Annotated in this window: 15 protein-coding genes and 1 riboswitch; of the genes, 14 read left to right on the forward strand and 1 reads right to left on the reverse strand. The window is 71.0% G+C overall.

Going from position 1 to position 15,920, the window contains the following annotated elements:
• Positions 1 to 6: 6 nt before the first annotated feature.
• The 14 genes from gmk (at position 7) to ACLBW1_RS18850 (ending at position 13,732) form a co-directional block, all read left to right on the forward strand.
• Positions 7 to 603, forward strand: coding sequence for a guanylate kinase (gene gmk / locus ACLBW1_RS18785; RefSeq protein WP_447813310.1), 597 nt, complete (start codon positions 7 to 9; stop codon positions 601 to 603).
• Between the two features lie 97 nt (positions 604 to 700).
• Positions 701 to 1,021: a DNA-directed RNA polymerase subunit omega gene (gene rpoZ, locus ACLBW1_RS18790; RefSeq protein WP_434217807.1), complete on the forward strand. Its 321-nt coding sequence runs from the start codon at positions 701 to 703 to the stop codon at positions 1,019 to 1,021.
• Positions 1,022 to 1,048: 27 nt separating this feature from the next.
• A complete protein-coding gene (coaBC, locus tag ACLBW1_RS18795) occupies positions 1,049 to 2,308 on the forward strand; it encodes a bifunctional phosphopantothenoylcysteine decarboxylase/phosphopantothenate--cysteine ligase CoaBC (protein WP_447813311.1) in 1,260 nt (419 codons plus the stop codon).
• Between the two features lie 151 nt (positions 2,309 to 2,459).
• The gene (gene metK, locus ACLBW1_RS18800) at positions 2,460 to 3,674 is read left to right on the forward strand and encodes a methionine adenosyltransferase (protein WP_045822679.1); all 1,215 of its coding nucleotides are present in this window, start codon (positions 2,460 to 2,462) and stop codon (positions 3,672 to 3,674) included.
• A 60-nt stretch (positions 3,675 to 3,734) separates the two neighbouring features.
• A complete protein-coding gene (locus ACLBW1_RS18805; RefSeq protein WP_447813312.1) occupies positions 3,735 to 5,786 on the forward strand; it encodes a primosomal protein N' in 2,052 nt (683 codons plus the stop codon).
• A gap of 117 nt (positions 5,787 to 5,903) precedes the next feature.
• Entirely contained in the window at positions 5,904 to 6,497 is a 594-nt protein-coding gene (def, locus tag ACLBW1_RS18810) for a peptide deformylase (RefSeq protein ID WP_447813314.1), read from the forward strand.
• Positions 6,494 to 7,435, forward strand: a complete 942-nt coding sequence (gene fmt / locus ACLBW1_RS18815) for a methionyl-tRNA formyltransferase (RefSeq protein WP_447813315.1) — start codon at positions 6,494 to 6,496, stop codon at positions 7,433 to 7,435. Before def ends, fmt begins: the two co-directional genes overlap by 4 nt.
• On the forward strand, positions 7,432 to 8,811 hold the full coding sequence (locus tag ACLBW1_RS18820; RefSeq protein WP_447813316.1) for an RsmB/NOP family class I SAM-dependent RNA methyltransferase: 1,380 nt from the start codon (positions 7,432 to 7,434) through the stop codon (positions 8,809 to 8,811). Before fmt ends, ACLBW1_RS18820 begins: the two co-directional genes overlap by 4 nt.
• Before the next feature lie 33 nt (positions 8,812 to 8,844).
• Positions 8,845 to 9,528, forward strand: a complete 684-nt coding sequence (gene rpe / locus ACLBW1_RS18825; protein WP_447813317.1) for a ribulose-phosphate 3-epimerase — start codon at positions 8,845 to 8,847, stop codon at positions 9,526 to 9,528.
• Positions 9,529 to 9,537: 9 nt separating this feature from the next.
• Positions 9,538 to 10,557, forward strand: a complete 1,020-nt coding sequence (gene ribD, locus ACLBW1_RS18830) for a bifunctional diaminohydroxyphosphoribosylaminopyrimidine deaminase/5-amino-6-(5-phosphoribosylamino)uracil reductase RibD (RefSeq protein WP_447813318.1) — start codon at positions 9,538 to 9,540, stop codon at positions 10,555 to 10,557.
• Between the two features lie 60 nt (positions 10,558 to 10,617).
• Positions 10,618 to 10,781: riboswitch (FMN riboswitch) on the forward strand.
• A 59-nt stretch (positions 10,782 to 10,840) separates the two neighbouring features.
• A complete protein-coding gene (locus tag ACLBW1_RS18835; protein WP_447813319.1) occupies positions 10,841 to 11,506 on the forward strand; it encodes a riboflavin synthase in 666 nt (221 codons plus the stop codon).
• Positions 11,503 to 12,789 (forward strand): bifunctional 3,4-dihydroxy-2-butanone-4-phosphate synthase/GTP cyclohydrolase II, encoded by a 1,287-nt coding sequence (locus ACLBW1_RS18840; protein WP_447813320.1) that lies wholly within the window; start codon positions 11,503 to 11,505, stop codon positions 12,787 to 12,789. The genes ACLBW1_RS18835 and ACLBW1_RS18840 overlap by 4 nt, the downstream gene beginning before the upstream one ends.
• Positions 12,786 to 13,271: a 6,7-dimethyl-8-ribityllumazine synthase gene (gene ribH, locus ACLBW1_RS18845; protein WP_447813321.1), complete on the forward strand. Its 486-nt coding sequence runs from the start codon at positions 12,786 to 12,788 to the stop codon at positions 13,269 to 13,271. The genes ACLBW1_RS18840 and ribH overlap by 4 nt, the downstream gene beginning before the upstream one ends.
• Positions 13,268 to 13,732, forward strand: a complete 465-nt coding sequence (locus ACLBW1_RS18850) for a PH domain-containing protein (protein ID WP_447813322.1) — start codon at positions 13,268 to 13,270, stop codon at positions 13,730 to 13,732. Before ribH ends, ACLBW1_RS18850 begins: the two co-directional genes overlap by 4 nt.
• Before the next feature lie 188 nt (positions 13,733 to 13,920).
• Here the strand turns inward: ACLBW1_RS18850 and ACLBW1_RS18855 are convergent, their stop codons facing one another.
• Entirely contained in the window at positions 13,921 to 15,918 is a 1,998-nt protein-coding gene (locus ACLBW1_RS18855; protein WP_447813323.1) for a gamma-glutamyltransferase family protein, read from the reverse strand.
• Between the last annotated feature and the right edge of the window lie 2 nt (positions 15,919 to 15,920).

Consider the following 15,920-nt stretch of genomic DNA (forward strand, 5'->3'; position numbering starts at 1 on the left):
AACTAGATGGCATCGCACGACCGGAGGGGCCGACTGGTGGTACTGGTCGGCCCCTCCGCCGTCGGCAAGTCCAGTGTCGTGCGACGTCTGCGCGAACTGATGCCCGACCTGGTGTTCAGCGTCTCGGCCACCACCCGCGCCCCGCGCGCCGGTGAGGTCGACGGCCGCGACTACCACTTCGTCGGCACCGACGGCTTCGACACGATGATCGCCGCAGGCGAGCTGCTCGAATGGGCCGAGATCCACGGGGGCCTGCAACGATCCGGGACCCCCGCCCGCCCCGTGCTCGACGCCCTCGACGCCGGCCTACCGGTCCTCGTGGAGGTCGACATCGCCGGCGCGCGCGCCGTCCGCGACCGCCTCCCCGACGCCATCACCGTCTTCCTCACCCCGCCGAGCTGGGAGGTGCTGGTCGAGAGGCTCACCGGCCGCGGCACCGAGAGCCCCGAGGTGATCGAGCGCCGACTACAGACCGCACGCGCCGAACTGGCCATCGCCGACGAGTTCGACCACGTGATCGTCAACGACGAAGTCGACCGCGTGGCCCACGAGTTGGTATCCTTGCTGGTCGGGCGTGAGGACTCACGGTCGTCCGCGGTGTGATCTGCACGTTGCGGACGCCGGCCGAATCCCCTGAACAGCGCGTTTGCATCCGATTGCCCGCTGATGCGCCCGATCGACAACGAAGTGAGGACTTTGCGTGAGCAACCCGACCAGCAGTGCAGCCTTCGGCTCCGACGCCACGGCGACAGGCGTCGTCGACGCCCCGGCCTACGACACGCCGCTCGGTATCACCAATCCGCCGATCGATGAGCTGCTCGACCGCGCATCGTCGAAGTACGCCCTGGTGATCTACGCCGCCAAGCGCGCACGCCAGATCAACGACTACTACAACCAGCTCGGCGACGGCATCCTCGAGTACGTCGGCCCCCTGGTGGAGCCGGGTCTGCAGGAGAAGCCGCTGTCGATCGCCATGCGCGAGATCCACAGCGACCTGCTCGAGCACACCGAAGGCGAGTAGGTCGATCGCGAACAGCGACGCGAGGCGATGCCGGTGACCGGGAGCGGCCCGTCGCGGCGCATCGTCGTCGGTGTCGGCGGCGGGATCGCGGCCTACAAGGCGTGCTCGATCATCCGCCACTTCACCGAGGCCGGACACGACGTGCGGGTGATCCCGACCCGCGCCGCGCTCGAGTTCGTCGGCCGCGCCACGTTCGAGGCACTGAGCGGCAACCCGGTCACACCCGACGTGTTCGCCGACGTCGAGCAGGTGCCGCATGTGCGCATCGGCCAGGGCGCCGACCTCGTGGTCGTCGCACCGGCGACCGCCGATCTCATGGCCCGCGCCGCGTCCGGTCGCGCCGACGATCTGCTCACCGCCACCCTGCTCACCGCGCGATGCCCGGTGGTCTACGCCCCCGCGATGCACACCGAGATGTGGGACCACCCCGCGACCGTCGCGAACGTCGCCGCGCTGCGCGGTCACGGCGCCATCGTCCTGCGTCCCGCGTCGGGACGGCTCACCGGTCGCGATTCCGGACCCGGCCGTCTCCCCGAACCCAGCGAGATCGGTCTGCTCGGCGACGTACTCCTCGATCGCCCCGACGCCCTGCCCCACGACATGGCCGGGGTGCGGATGCTCATCACCGCCGGCGGCACGCGCGAACCGCTCGATCCGGTGCGCTATCTCGGCAACCGCAGTTCCGGGAAGCAGGGGTACGCCCTGGCGCGCGCCGCCACCCATCGCGGGGCGTCGGTCACGTTGATCGCCGGCGCCACAACCGAACTCGCGCCTCCCGCCGGCGTCGAGGTGGTACCGATCGTGACGGCGACCGAACTCGCCGAGGAGGTCGGCAAACGTTCCGGTGACGCCGACGTGGTGATCATGGCCGCGGCTGTCGCCGACTTCCGACCGGTGAGCGTGGCGGAGTCGAAGATCAAGAAGGGCGCCTCGGGGCCCGCGCCGATCGAACTCGACACCAATCCCGACATCCTGCGCGGCATCGTCGGTGCCCGCGACCGCGGCGAACTCGGTGACCGGACCGTCATCGTGGGCTTCGCGGCCGAGACGGGCGACGCCTCGGGCGGGGTGCTCGACCACGGCAGGGCGAAACTGGCCCGCAAGGGATGCGACCTGCTGGTGGTCAACGCCGTCGGGGACGGCAAGGCCTTCGGGACCGACGACAACACCGGATGGCTGCTGGCGAACACCGGCAGCGAGACCGCACTGCCGCTCGGTTCGAAAACACTCATGGCGAGCCGAATACTGGACGCCGTCGGTGAGCTGCTCGGGCGGGACCCGATGTAGCCCAACGGTGGTACGCGCCATCACCGACCGTCGGTGGGGGTGTGTACCTTGAACGATTGTCACGGGGGACAGGTCACGCCCGGGCGTGCCTGCACAAATCTGTAGCGACCACACCACGACTGCACCTCGTCGCGAGGTTCGAGAGGAAAAGATGAGTTCTGCCGGAGCATCCAGGCTCTTCACCAGCGAATCGGTCACCGAGGGGCATCCAGACAAGATCTGTGACGCCATCAGCGACTCGATCCTCGACGCCCTCCTCTCGCAGGACAAGCACTCGCGCGTCGCCGTCGAGACCCTGGTCACCACGGGCCAGGTCCACGTCGCCGGTGAGGTCACCACCTCGGCCTACGCCGACATCCCGAAGATCGTGCGAGACAAGGTCCTCGAGATCGGGTACGACTCGTCGTCGAAGGGCTTCGACGGCGCCTCGTGCGGCGTCAACGTCGCGATCGGCGCGCAGTCACCCGACATCGCCCAGGGCGTCGACAACGCCTACGAGGCGCGCGTCGACGGCCAGACCGACGAGATCGACAAGCAGGGCGCCGGCGACCAGGGCCTGATGTTCGGCTACGCCACCTCCGAGACCCCCGAGTTCATGCCGGTGCCGATCGCCCTCGCGCACCGTCTGTCGCGTCGTCTCACCGAGGTCCGCAAGGACGGCACGCTGCCGTACCTGCGTCCCGACGGCAAGACCCAGGTCACCATCGAGTACAACGGCGACAAGCCGGTCCGGCTCGACACCGTCGTCCTGTCGACGCAGCACGCCGCCGACATCGACCTCGTCAACATGCTGACCCCGGACATCAAGACCAACGTCGTCGACGCGGTGCTCGCCGATCTCGACCTCCCCGATCTCGACACCTCCGACATCCGACTGCTGGTCAACCCGACCGGCAAGTTCGTGCTCGGTGGACCGATGGGTGACGCCGGCCTGACCGGCCGCAAGATCATCGTCGACACCTACGGCGGCATGGCCCGTCACGGTGGTGGCGCCTTCTCGGGCAAGGATCCGTCGAAGGTCGACCGCAGCGCCGCCTACGCGATGCGGTGGGTCGCGAAGAACGCCGTCGCCGCCGGTCTGGCCACGCGTATCGAGGTCCAGGTCGCCTACGCCATCGGCAAGGCTGCGCCCGTCGGTCTGTTCGTCGAGACCTTCGGCACCGAGACCATCGACCCGGTGAAGATCCGTTCGGCCATCACCGAGACCTTCGATCTGCGTCCCGGCGCGATCATCCGCGATCTCGACCTGCTGCGCCCGATCTACGCACCGACCGCCGCGTACGGACACTTCGGCCGTACCGACGTGGACCTGCCCTGGGAGAACACCGATCGCGCCGACAAGCTGAAGGCCGCCGCCGGTCTGTGACACCCCTGCGGTCTGCACCGTCGTGACGACCGCGACCACGACACCGACGCCACCCCGGCGATGAGCCCACGCGCTGCCCCCCGCACGCCTGCGCCTCATCGACCGGTGGCGTCGGTGTTGCCACTTCTGGGGCTGGCCCATCTGGATCGGCCGTTCGACTATCAGGTCGACGCCGAGCAGGACGCCGCCGCGCGTCCCGGCACCCGTGTGCGTGTGCGGTTCTCCGGCCGACTCGTCGACGGGTACGTCCTCGAGCGACTCGAGGCCAGCGAGCATCCGGGCCGTCTGGGATGGCTGGAACGGGTCGTCTCCGACGAGCCGGTGTTGACCCCTGAGCTCCTCACGCTCTGTCGCGCCGTCGCCGCGCGGTACGCGGGCACCACCACCGATGTGGTGCGTCTGGCGATCCCGCCGCGACACGGTCGCACCGAGCAGGCCCCCACCCTGCTCGCCGAACCCGCCGCGACCGAACTCCCCGCACCCGGGCCACCCGACCCCGCAGGGTGGTCGGGTTATCGCGGCGCCGAGGCGTTCGCCGAGGTCGTCGCGGCCGGTGGTCCCGGGCGCGCGGCCTGGCAGGCGTTGCCGGGGGAGGACTGGGCGGCCCGGATCGCCGACCTGGCCACGCACGCCGTGCGCGGCGGGCACGGGGTCATCGTGGTCGTCCCCGATCAACGCGACCTCGACCGCGTCGAGACCGCGTGTCGTGCCGTGCTCGGAGACCGGGTGGTCGCCCTGTCGGCCGGTCTCGGTCCCTCGACCCGCTATCGGAGATGGCTGCGGGTGCTGCGGGGTACGGCCGATGTCGTCGTCGGCACGAGGAGCGCGGGGTTCGCCCCGGTGCACCGCCTCGGGCTCATCGTGGTGTTCGACGACGGGGACGACAGCCTCACCGAACCACGGGCGCCGTACCCCCACCCCCGCGAGGTCGCGGTGCTGCGCACCGTCGAGACCGGGTGCGCACTGGTCATCGGGGGGACATCGCGCACAGCCGAGACCCAGATCCTCGTCGAGTCGGGGTGGATGCACGACCTCGTCGCCGACCGGGCCACCGTCCGCGACCGCGCGCCGAGGATCGCGGCCATCAGCGACGACGACCGACAGATCGCCCGTGACCCGATGGCGCGCGTCGCCCGCATCCCCGCGATCGGATTCGACGCAGCCCGCCGGGCGCTCGCCGACGACACCGGGGTGCTCATCAGCGTCCCGCGGCGCGGATACCACCCGTCGCTGGCCTGCGAACGCTGTCGCACCCGCGTCCGGTGCAGACGGTGTCGTGGTCCCATGTTCGCCGACGGCCCGACCTCGCCCCGCGATGGAGCACCGGTCGCCATCACCTGTCGGTGGTGCGGTCGTGGGGAGACGTCGTTCCGCTGCGCCGAATGCGGCGACACGCATCTGCGGGCGCTGACCGCCGGGGCCCGACGCACCGCGGAGGAACTCGGCAAGGCGTTCCCCGGTGTCCCGGTGGTGACCTCGGGCGGATCGACCGTCGTCGACACCGTCGAGACCGGTGCCCGCGTCGTCGTGGCCACCCCGGGGGCCGAACCGGTGGTCCTCGGCGGCTACGGCGCGGCCATCCTGCTCGACACCTGGGCCCAACTCGACCGCGCCGACCTCCGCGCCGGTGAACAGACCCTGCGCCGCTGGCTCGCGGTCCTCACGCTCGTGGCACGCACCGGTTCGGCGGTCGTCGTGGCCGACGCGGGCCTGTCGGTGGCGCAGGCCGCGATCCGCTGGGATCCGGTCGGGTTCGCCGCCGAAGAGGTCCGTCAACGAGCCGAACTCCGGCTGCCACCCGCGGTCACGATGGTGTCGGTGGACGGGTCGGCGTCCACCGTCGGCGACTTCGTACGCGCGGTCGCCCTCCCCGACGCCGCCGAGGTCCTGGGACCGGTCGATCTCCCCGGTGATGCCCGTCCGCCTGCCGGAGCCGACCGGCCCGGCTCGGTCGATCCGGCGGCCGAACGCATCGAACGGGTGCTGCTGCGCGTACCGCGTGCGGCGGGCCGCGACCTCGTCGAGGCGATCCGGCTCGCGCAGGTCCATCGCACGTCGACGCATGAGACCGGGGTGCTGCGTGTCCAGGTCGATCCCCCGACCGTCGGCTGACCCCGACCGGCCTGCCCGACCCGGCGTGCCGGGAGCGACCTAGACTCGTCCCCTGGACATGCAGCCGATCGCCCGACCCGATTCGGGTGCGATCGGCGAGGCGAGAAGGAGGACGGCGTGGCGGTGGCGGACATCCGGTTGTTCGGTGATCCCGTACTACGTACCCGCGCCGCCGAGGTCACCGATTTCGGTCCCGAACTGCACCGCCTCGTCGACGACATGCTCGAGACGATGGACCGCCACCACGGCGCCGGACTCGCCGCACCGCAGATCGGCGTCGGTGCGCGCGTCTTCACCTACGACTGCGGCGGGCAGCGCGGGCACATCGTCAACCCGGTGTGGACGGCTGTCGGCACCGAGACCCAGACCGGACCCGAGGGCTGCCTGTCGATCCCCGGCGTGCAGGCCGACACCACCCGCGCGGCACAGGTCAGCGTGAGCGGCGTCGACCGCAACGGCGACCCGGTGAGCCTGGAGGTCGACGACATCATGGCTCGCTGCGTCCAACACGAGACCGACCACCTCGACGGGGTGCTGTTCCTGCAGCGACTCACCCCGGACGTGCGCAAGGCCGCGATGCGGGTGGTGCGCGCGAGCGCCTGGTTCACCGAGGGACGCACGTCGACCGATGATCCGGGCTCGTACCCCACCACGTGGGTCCAGGACGACACCGCCGACGCCTCCGGCGCGACCTCCGACGCCGCCCTGTGAGGGTCGTCTTCGCGGGAACGCCCGAGCCGGCCGTGCCGTCGCTGCGACGGCTCCTCGATTCCCCGGACCACGAGGTCGTCGGGGTCCTGACCCGGCCTGACGCGGTCGCCGGACGCGGTCGCACGGTCACCCGCTCGCCGGTCGCGCAGCTCGCCGACGCCGCGGGTGTCGAGGCGGCCACCCCCCGACGACTGCGGGACGACGATGCACAAGAGGTCCTGCGACGGTGGGCGCCGGACTGCTGTGCGGTCGTCGCCTACGGCGCGCTCGTCCCACCCGACCTGCTCGACCTGCCGACCCACGGCTGGATCAACCTGCACTTCTCGCTGCTCCCGGCCTGGCGGGGTGCCGCACCGGTGCAGGCGGCCATCGCCGCCGGTGACGTGATGACCGGTGCCAGCACGTTCCGCATCGAGGCCGGACTCGACACCGGCCCCGTCTTCGGGACCATGACCGAGACGATCCGCCCCACCGACACCAGCGGCGACCTGCTGACCCGACTGGCCGACGGCGGCGCCCAACTGCTGACCTCCACCCTCGACGGCATCGAGACCGGTGAGCTGGTCGCGGTGCCCCAGCCCGCCGACGGTGTGAGCCTGGCGCCCAAGATCGAGGTCGCCGACACCCGGGTCCGCTGGGATCGGCCGGCGCACATCGTCGATCGCCACATCAGGGCAGCGACGCCCGCTCCCGGCGCGTGGACCGAGCTCGACGGTGTCCGCCTCAAGACCGGCCCGGTGACCGTCGCCGACCCCGACCTGTTCGAGGGCGCACCGATCCCGGCCGGTCAACTACGCGTCACCAAGAAAGCCGTCTTCGTCGGCACCGGCACCACGCCGGTCCGACTCGGCACCGTGCAACCCCCGGGGAAGAAGCCGATGCCCGCCGCCGACTGGGCACGTGGTGCCCACCTCACCGACGGGATGGTCCTCGCATGACCCGGCCCGCCCACATCCGCGACAAGGCCGTCGACCCGGTCCGCGCCGTCGCCCGCGATGTGCTGCGTGCGGTGCGTGAGCGCGACTCCTACGCCAACCTCGTGTTGCCCGCGCTGCTGCGCGAACGGAAGATCACCGGGCGCGACGCCGCGTTGGCCACCGAACTCGCCTACGGAACGTGTCGAAGCGCAGGCATGCTCGACGAGATCATCGCCGCGGCCGCCGGTCGGCCCGTCGCCGACATCGACGGCACCGTCCTCGACGTCCTGAGACTGGGTGCCTATCAGCTGCTGCGCACCCGCATCGGCGCCCACGCCGCGGTGTCGACGTCGGTCGACCTGATCCGGTCCGAGGCCGGCCAGGGTCCGGCCGGTTTCTGCAACGCGGTGCTGCGCAAGATCTCCCAGCGCGACGAGGATCTCTGGACCGACGAGCTGGCCCCGACGATGGCCGACGACCTCGTCGGACACCTCGCGTTCCGATACGCCCATCCGCGGTGGATCGCCGAGGTGTTCGCCGAGGCGCTGAGCGGTCCCGACACCCCGGTTCGGGCGGGGGAGCTGCAGGCGGCACTGGCTGCCGACGACGAACGACCACTGGTCCACCTCGTGGCGCGACCGGGACTGATCACCGCCGAAGAGCTGGCCTCGGCGACCGGCGGCGACATCGGGGCGTTCTCGCCGTACTGCGTGTACCTCCCCGGTGGTGACCCCGGTGCGCTCGACGCGGTCCGTGAACACCTCGCCGGCGTACAGGACGAGGGCAGCCAGCTGGTGGCCCGCGCGCTCACCGTCGCCGAGGTCGACGGTCCCGACACCGGACGCTGGCTCGACCTGTGCGCGGGCCCGGGCGGCAAGGCCGCACTCATCGGCGCCGTCGCCGACATCGACGGCGCCACGCTCGACGCCGTGGAACCCTCCGACCACCGCGCGACGCTCGTGCGGCAGTCGGTCGACGGTCTCCCCGTCACCGTCCACGTCGCCGACGGGCGCAGCAGCGGACTCACACCGGGCTACGACCGCGTGTTGGTCGACGCGCCGTGCACCGGTCTCGGTTCGCTGCGTCGTCGCCCTGAGGCACGGTGGCGTCGACAGCCGGCGGACGTACCCGAGCTGGTGGCCCTGCAGCGTCAGTTGCTCACCGCGGCACTGGATCTGGTGCGGCCCGGTGGTGTCGTCCTCTATTCGACCTGCTCGCCGCACCCGGCGGAAACCGTGGGCGTGGTCGACGCGGTGGTCGCCGACACCGGCGCGCGGGTGCTCGACGCCCGCCCGCTCGTGCCCGTGGACGATGTGGGCGACGGTCCCCACGTCCAGCTGTGGCCGCACCGCCAGGGCACCGACGCGATGTTCCTGGCGGCTCTCACCCGTCCCTGACCCACCGCGAGGCGTGCATAGACTCTGCAGACCATGTCGTCCCCGCAGCGCCCCGATCAGCCCATGATCGCCCCGTCGATCCTGTCCGCCGACTTCGCCAATCTCGCCGCCGAGGCCGACGCCGTCCGCGGCAGCGACTGGCTGCACGTCGACGTGATGGACGCTCATTTCGTGCCCAACCTCACCCTCGGTCTGCCCATCGTCGAGAGCCTGCTGAAGGCGACCGACATCCCCCTCGACTGCCACCTCATGATCGAGGACCCGAAACGATGGGCCCCGCCGTACGCCGAGGCCGGCGCCCGCAACGTCACCTTCCACGCCGAGGCGACCGACGACCCGGTGTCGGTGGCCAGGGACATCCGCGCCGCGGGCGCGCTCGCCGGGCTGAGCATCAAGCCGGGCACCGATCTCGAGCCCTACCTGGAGATCCTGCGCGAGTTCGACACGTTGCTGGTGATGAGTGTCGAACCGGGCTTCGGCGGGCAGTCCTTCATGCCCGAGGTCCTCGACAAGGTGCGCACCATCCGGACGAGGATCGACTCGGGTGACCTGCGATTGCTGGTCGAGATCGACGGCGGCATCAACGCCGACACCATCACCGAGGCCGCCGAGGCCGGGGTCGACTGTTTCGTGGCCGGCTCGGCGGTCTACGGCGCCGACGACCCCGCCGTCGCCGTGGAGAAGCTGCGCGCCGCGGCCCTCGCGGCCCGCGGCTGACCCACGTCGATGACCTCACCGACCGTCGGCCACGAGGCGGCGATGCGCGCGGCGATCGAGGCGTCGCAGGCCGCACGGGGGGCCAGCACCCCGAACCCCCCGGTGGGTGCGGTCGTCGTCGACGCCGCGGGGGTGGTGGTGGGTGTCGGGCACACGGCGCCGGTGGGCGGACCGCACGCCGAGGTGGTCGCGCTCGCCGACGCAGGCGACCGTGCCCGTGGTGCCACCGCGGTCGTGACGCTCGAGCCGTGTGACCACACCGGTCGCACCGGTCCGTGCACGGCGGCCCTGATCGCCGCCGGGATCACGCGGGTGGTGTACGCCGTTGCCGACCCCAACCCGGTCGCCGCCGGGGGAGCGGCGACCCTGCGCGCAGCCGGGGTGGAGGTGATCGGCGGCGTCCTCGCCGACGAGGTCGCAGCCGATCCGTTGCGCGCGTGGCTGTTCCGACTACGCACCGGCCGTCCACTGGTCACCGCGAAGTTCGCGGCGACCCTCGACGGCCGCATCGCCGCACCCGACGGGACGAGCCGGTGGATCACCGGACCCGTCGCCCGCGAACGCGTACACCGCGACCGTGCCCGGCTCGACGCGATCGTGGTCGGCTCCGGGACGGTCGCCGCCGACGACCCCGCACTCACCGCCCGCCACGACGACGGATCGCTGCGCGCGCACCAACCGACGCGAATCGTCATGGGCCACCGGCCCATCCGGGACGGGGCCCGCGTCCTCGGCCCCGAGGCGACGACACTGCACGTCGCCTCCCACGACCCCGCCGAGGCGGTCACCGCGGCCGGGGACGCCCTGTCGGTGCTGGTGGAGGGAGGCCCCACCGTGATCGGCGCGTTCCTCGCCGCCGGACTCGTCGACCGCGTGCAGGCCTACCTCGCACCCACCGTCCTCGGCGCCGGTGCGGCCGCCGTGCTCGACACCTCGGTCGCCACCCTCGGCCAGGCCCACCGATTCACCCGCGAATCGGTGGAGATCCTGGGCGACGACCTTCTGATCACCTTGGCGCCAACCGTCTGACCGGCGCTTTTCGCCCATCGCGGACACATCGGCACCCCCGCGCTGTGCTAGCGTCGAAAACAGAGTTCTCAGGGCGGGGTGCAATTCCCCACCGGCGGTGATGACGAGCGATCGTCGAGCCCGCGAGCGCCCGTTCGCCCCGATCCCATCGGTGCGGGCGGGGTCAGCAGATTCCGGTGTGAACCCGGAGCCGACGGTCACAGTCCGGATGAGAGAGAACCTCCGCGGTCGTCGTCGACCGCGGTCGTGCCGCCCTGGGTCGATCGACCGAAGAGGAGCGCACGTGTTCACCGGAATAGTCGAGGAGCGCGGCACGGTTGTGTCACGTGATGACCTCGCCGACGCTGCACGTTTCACCGTCCGTGGTCCGCTCGTGACCAGCGACGCCGGACCCGGGGACTCCATCTGCGTCAACGGTGTGTGCCTGACCGTGGTCGGCGCCCCCGACGCGGGCGAGTTCACCGTCGACGTCATGGCCGAGACGCTGAACCGCTCCTCGCTGGCGTCCCTCGGCGCAGGCGCCCCGGTCAACCTCGAGCGCGCCATGGCCGCCGGGGGTCGGTTCGGCGGACACATCGTCCAGGGCCACGTCGACGGCACCGGGACCGTCTCGTCGATCTCGCCGTCCGAGCACTGGACCGTCATCCGTATCGCCATCGACACGTCGGTGTCGCGGTACATCGTCGAGAAGGGTTCGATCACCGTCGACGGTGTCTCCCTGACGGTGTCGTCGATCTCCTCCGCCGACGCCGCCGACCCTTGGTTCGAGATCTCCCTGATCCCCACGACCCTCGACGTCACCACCCTCGGCGCCCTCGACGTGGGCGCCACGGTCAACCTCGAGGTCGACGTCATCGCCAAATACGTGGAGCGCCTGGCGATCCCATCCGTGCCCGGCGCCCGCCACCCGGAGAACAGTCACCCGGAGAACAACGAGGTCTCGTCATGACACAGCTCGATCCCGTCCGCACGAATCGCTTCGACACCGTCGAGCGTGCGATCGCCGACATCGCCGCGGGCAAGGCCGTAGTCGTCGTCGACGACGAGGACCGCGAGAACGAGGGCGACCTCATCTTCGCCGCCGAGAAGGCGACGCCGGAACTCGTCGCGTTCATGGTGCGCTACACCTCGGGCTACCTGTGTGTCCCGCTCGACGGCGCCGACTGCGACCGCCTCGGACTGCCACCGATGTACACGATGAACCAGGACAAGCACGGGACGGCCTACACCGTCACCGTCGACGCACGCGAGGGCATCGGCACCGGTATCAGCGCGTCGGACCGCGCGGCGACCATGCGTCTGCTGGCGCGCCCGGAGAGCACCGCGGGCGACTTCACCCGACCCGGACACGTCGTTCCGCTGCGCGCCAAGGAGGGCGGCGTGCTGCGTCGCCCCGGCCACACCGAGGCCGCGGTCGACCTCGCCCGCATGGCCGGACTCACCCCGGCCGGCGTCATCTGCGAGATCGTGAGCCAGAAGGACGAGGGCCACATGGCCCAGACCGACGAACTGCGCACGTTCGCCGACGAACACGGCCTCGCGCTGATCTCCATCGCCGACATGATCTCGTGGCGTCGACGGCACGAGAAGCATGTGGTGCGCGTCGCCGACGCCCGCATCCCCACCGACCACGGGACATTTCGTGCCGTCGGGTACACCAGCATCTACGACGAGGTCGAGCACGTCGCCCTGGTCCTCGGTGACATCCCCGGTCCCGACGGTGCCGGCGAGGACGTCCTGGTGCGTGTGCACTCGGAATGCCTCACCGGCGACGTGTTCGGATCGCTGCGGTGCGACTGCGGACCCCAGCTCGACGCGGCCATGGAGATGGTGGCCGCCGAGGGCCGCGGCATCGTGCTCTACATGCGCGGACACGAGGGGCGGGGGATCGGACTGCTCCACAAGCTGCAGGCCTATCAACTGCAGGACAGCGGCGCCGACACCGTCGACGCCAACCTCGAACTCGGCTTGCCCGCCGACGCCCGCGACTACGGTCTGGGCGCGCAGATCCTCACCGATCTCGGGGTCACGTCGATGCGGTTGCTGACCAACAACCCCGCCAAGCGGGTCGGGCTCGACGGCTACGGCCTGCACATCACCGATCGTGTTCCGATGCCCGTGCGGCCCAACCCCGAGAACCTGCGCTACCTGCGGACCAAGCGGGATCGTATGGGCCACGACCTGATCGGCCTCGACGACCACACCGGCGTCGGCGGCGGAGCCGGCGCATGAGCGGCGCCGGTGAACCGGTCGTCGAGCTCGGCGCGGCCACGGGACTGACCCTGGCGATCGCCGCCTCGCAATGGCACGAGCAGATCTGCACGGCGCTGCTCGACGGAGCACTTCGGGTGGCCGCCGACGCCGACATCGACGAACCCACCGTCGTGCGCGTCGCGGGGGCCATCGAGCTACCCGTGGTGGTGCAGGCGTTGGCTCGCACCCACGACGCCGTCGTCGCGCTCGGTGTCGTGATCCGTGGCGAGACACCACACTTCGAGTACGTCTGCGATGCCGTCACCGCCGGGCTGACGAGAGTGTCGCTCGACGAGAGCACACCGGTCGGCAACGGCGTGCTGACAGTCCTCACCGAGGAGCAGGCCCTGGCGCGGGCCGGTCTACCCGAGTCGGGGGAGGACAAGGGCGCCCAGGCGGCGACCGCGGCGCTCGCCTCGGCGATTACCCTGCGCGAACTCTCGCGCCTCGACGCCCGGTGACGCGTTCCGTCCCGGCCACCGGAACCGTCGAGTGGGATCTGACGTACCGCGCCAAGCGAACCCCGCGGTGGGCCACCCTCGTGGCGTCGCTGTTCGTGATCGCCCACGTCGTGGTCGGCATCCTGCTGCGGGTGTCCGACACCGGGGTCCGCTTCCGCGTCACCGACCAGGTCGGGATCGCGATGATCGGCGTCGTGCTAGGCGGCGCCATCATGACCCTCGCACGGCCCCGGTTGCGGGTCGGCGCCGCCGGCGTCGAGGTCCGGAACATCCTCGGCGAGAGGCTGTTCGAGTGGCCCGACGTCGAGGGGATCTGGTATCCCGACAAAGGCCATTGGGCGCGCCTCGAGCTCCCGGCGTTCGAACACGTCCCGGTCATGGCGATCCAGGCGAACGACGGCATCCGCGCCGTCGAGGCGATGGACACCTTCCGCGAGCTCCACGACCGCTACCGCACCTGATCTGCCGAAACGCCTTCAGCTTCTGGTGGCTGAGTCTGTTGTGCTTCCGCACCGTGAGCGGCTTGTCCGTCGTCGAGAAAAGCCGCCTGCGGAAGCCCGCCGCCGAGTGTGCGTCGTTTCGTGGTGACCGCACCGTCTGTGGTCAGCACACTCGATGGCGGTTTCCACACAGTCAGCAACCGGTGGGGTCAGCGGGGGTCGCCCATGACCTCGCCCTCGCGCCGCGGGTCGGCGCCACCGATCCACCCCGTGCGGTCGCGGACCGCGGCGGCGAGTCCGGAGGACTGGTCGGCGACCGAGACCTGATGTCCCTTTCGGCGTAGCTCGGTGACCAGCGGGTCCCGGTTGCCGTCGTCGGCCGCATCGATGGCGGGGTGTTCGCCGCCGACATTCGTCACCGGCGTGTTCGCGGCACCGAAGTCGACCCCGGACACCGCCTGTTGCGGGTCGAGACCCCAGTCGAGCAGCGACACCAGTGTCTTCACGACGAACTGGATGATCACCGAACCTCCCGGCGAACCCAGTGCCGCCATCAGTTCGCCGCGGGATCCGTTGCCCGCGCCGTCGAACACCAGCGTCGGCGACATCGAGCTGCGCGGTCGTTTGCCGGGCGCGACCCGGTTGGCGACCGGGGCGCCGGTGTCGTCGGTCGGCTGCGCGGAGAAGTCGGTCAGCTGGTTGTTCAGTACGAAGCCGTCGACGAAATGGAACGAGCCGAAGGCCGACTCGACGGTGGTGGTCATCGACGCCGCGTCGCCCTTCTTGTCGATCACGACGATCTGACTGGTTCCGTGTTCGGGGGTGGGGACCACGCCCGCGGGGACCGGCCCGAAGTCCCCGGCCTGCGCCGTACCCATCGACCTGTTCGGGTCGATGAGAGCGGCCCGCCTGGCGAGGTACGCCGGATCGGTCAGCGCCGCCGGCGAGTTCCCGGGCAGCGGGACGAAATCGGTGTCGGCGACGTACTTGTCGCGATCGGCGTACGCGAGGCGCTCGGCCTCCGAGATCAGGTGCACCGCCTGGGCCTGCGGTACACCGCCGTCGCGGTCCACCGCGCGCGGTCCGAGGGCGGCCAGATCGAAGTTCGCCAGGATGCCCATGGTCGAGGCCACGGTGATCCCGCCCGACGACGGTGGCGGCATCCCGCACAGCACCCGACCGCGGTACGGCGTGCAGAGCGCCTCACGCTTCTTGGCCTTGTACGCGGCGAGATCGGCGGTGGTGGTGAGCCCGGGGGTCATGCCGTCGGTCGTCGATCCGATCTTGTCTACGACGTCGCGTGCGATGGCACCGGTGTAGAACGCATCGGGACCGTCGGTGGCGATCGCCCCCAGCGTCTTCGCGTAAGCCGGGTTGGTCAGCTTTGTCCCTGCCGTCTTGGCGCTGCCGTCGGGGTTGAGGAAATAGGCACGGGCATCCGGATCGGCCGTGAGGTCCGACCTGCTGTCGGCGATCGCGGCCGCCATACGCGGGCTGATCTCGAACCCGTTGTCCGACAAGGTGATCGCGGACCCGAAGAGGTCACGCCACTTCTTCGCGCCGTGATCGGCATGGGCCATCTCGAGCATCCGCAGCACACCGGGCGTCCCGATCGAGCGTCCGCTGGCCCGGGCAGACGGGATGGGGGTGCGTCGGTCGGAGGCGCTGATGTACCGCAGATAGTCGCCGGTGGCCGCCGCGGGCGCGGTCTCGCGACCGTCATAGGCCTGCACCGACTTCGTGGAGGCGTCGTAGTACATGAGGAACGCGCCGCCGGCGATCCCGGTCGCCTGTGGTTCGACCAGACCCAGGACCGCCTGGGCCGCCACGAGGGCATCGGCGGCCGAACCGCCGTCACGGACCACCTCACACGCGGCCTCGGTCGACAGCGGGTTGGCCGTGGCGACCGCGAACGTGCCCGTCCGCACCGGGGTCATCTGGGTGCGGTATCCCGTCGCGATCTCCGGGTTGGTGGCGATGTCGCGGCTCGGCGAGGCCCCACCCGTCGCGGACGCGGCGGCGGCCACGGGTGTCCCGTTGGGGACGGTCGCGCACGTGCCGGGCGCACTGTCCGATCCCGATCCGGAGTCCTCCGAACACGCGGCGGTGCCGAGCACGAGAGCGGCCACCGCACCGAGCACGACGAGGCGTGGCACCACCCGCCGCGGATTCGCGGGGGTGCTGGATGTGCGAACGAACGGAGCCATCG

The sequence above is a fragment of the Williamsia sp. M5A3_1d genome (assembly GCF_053345315.1).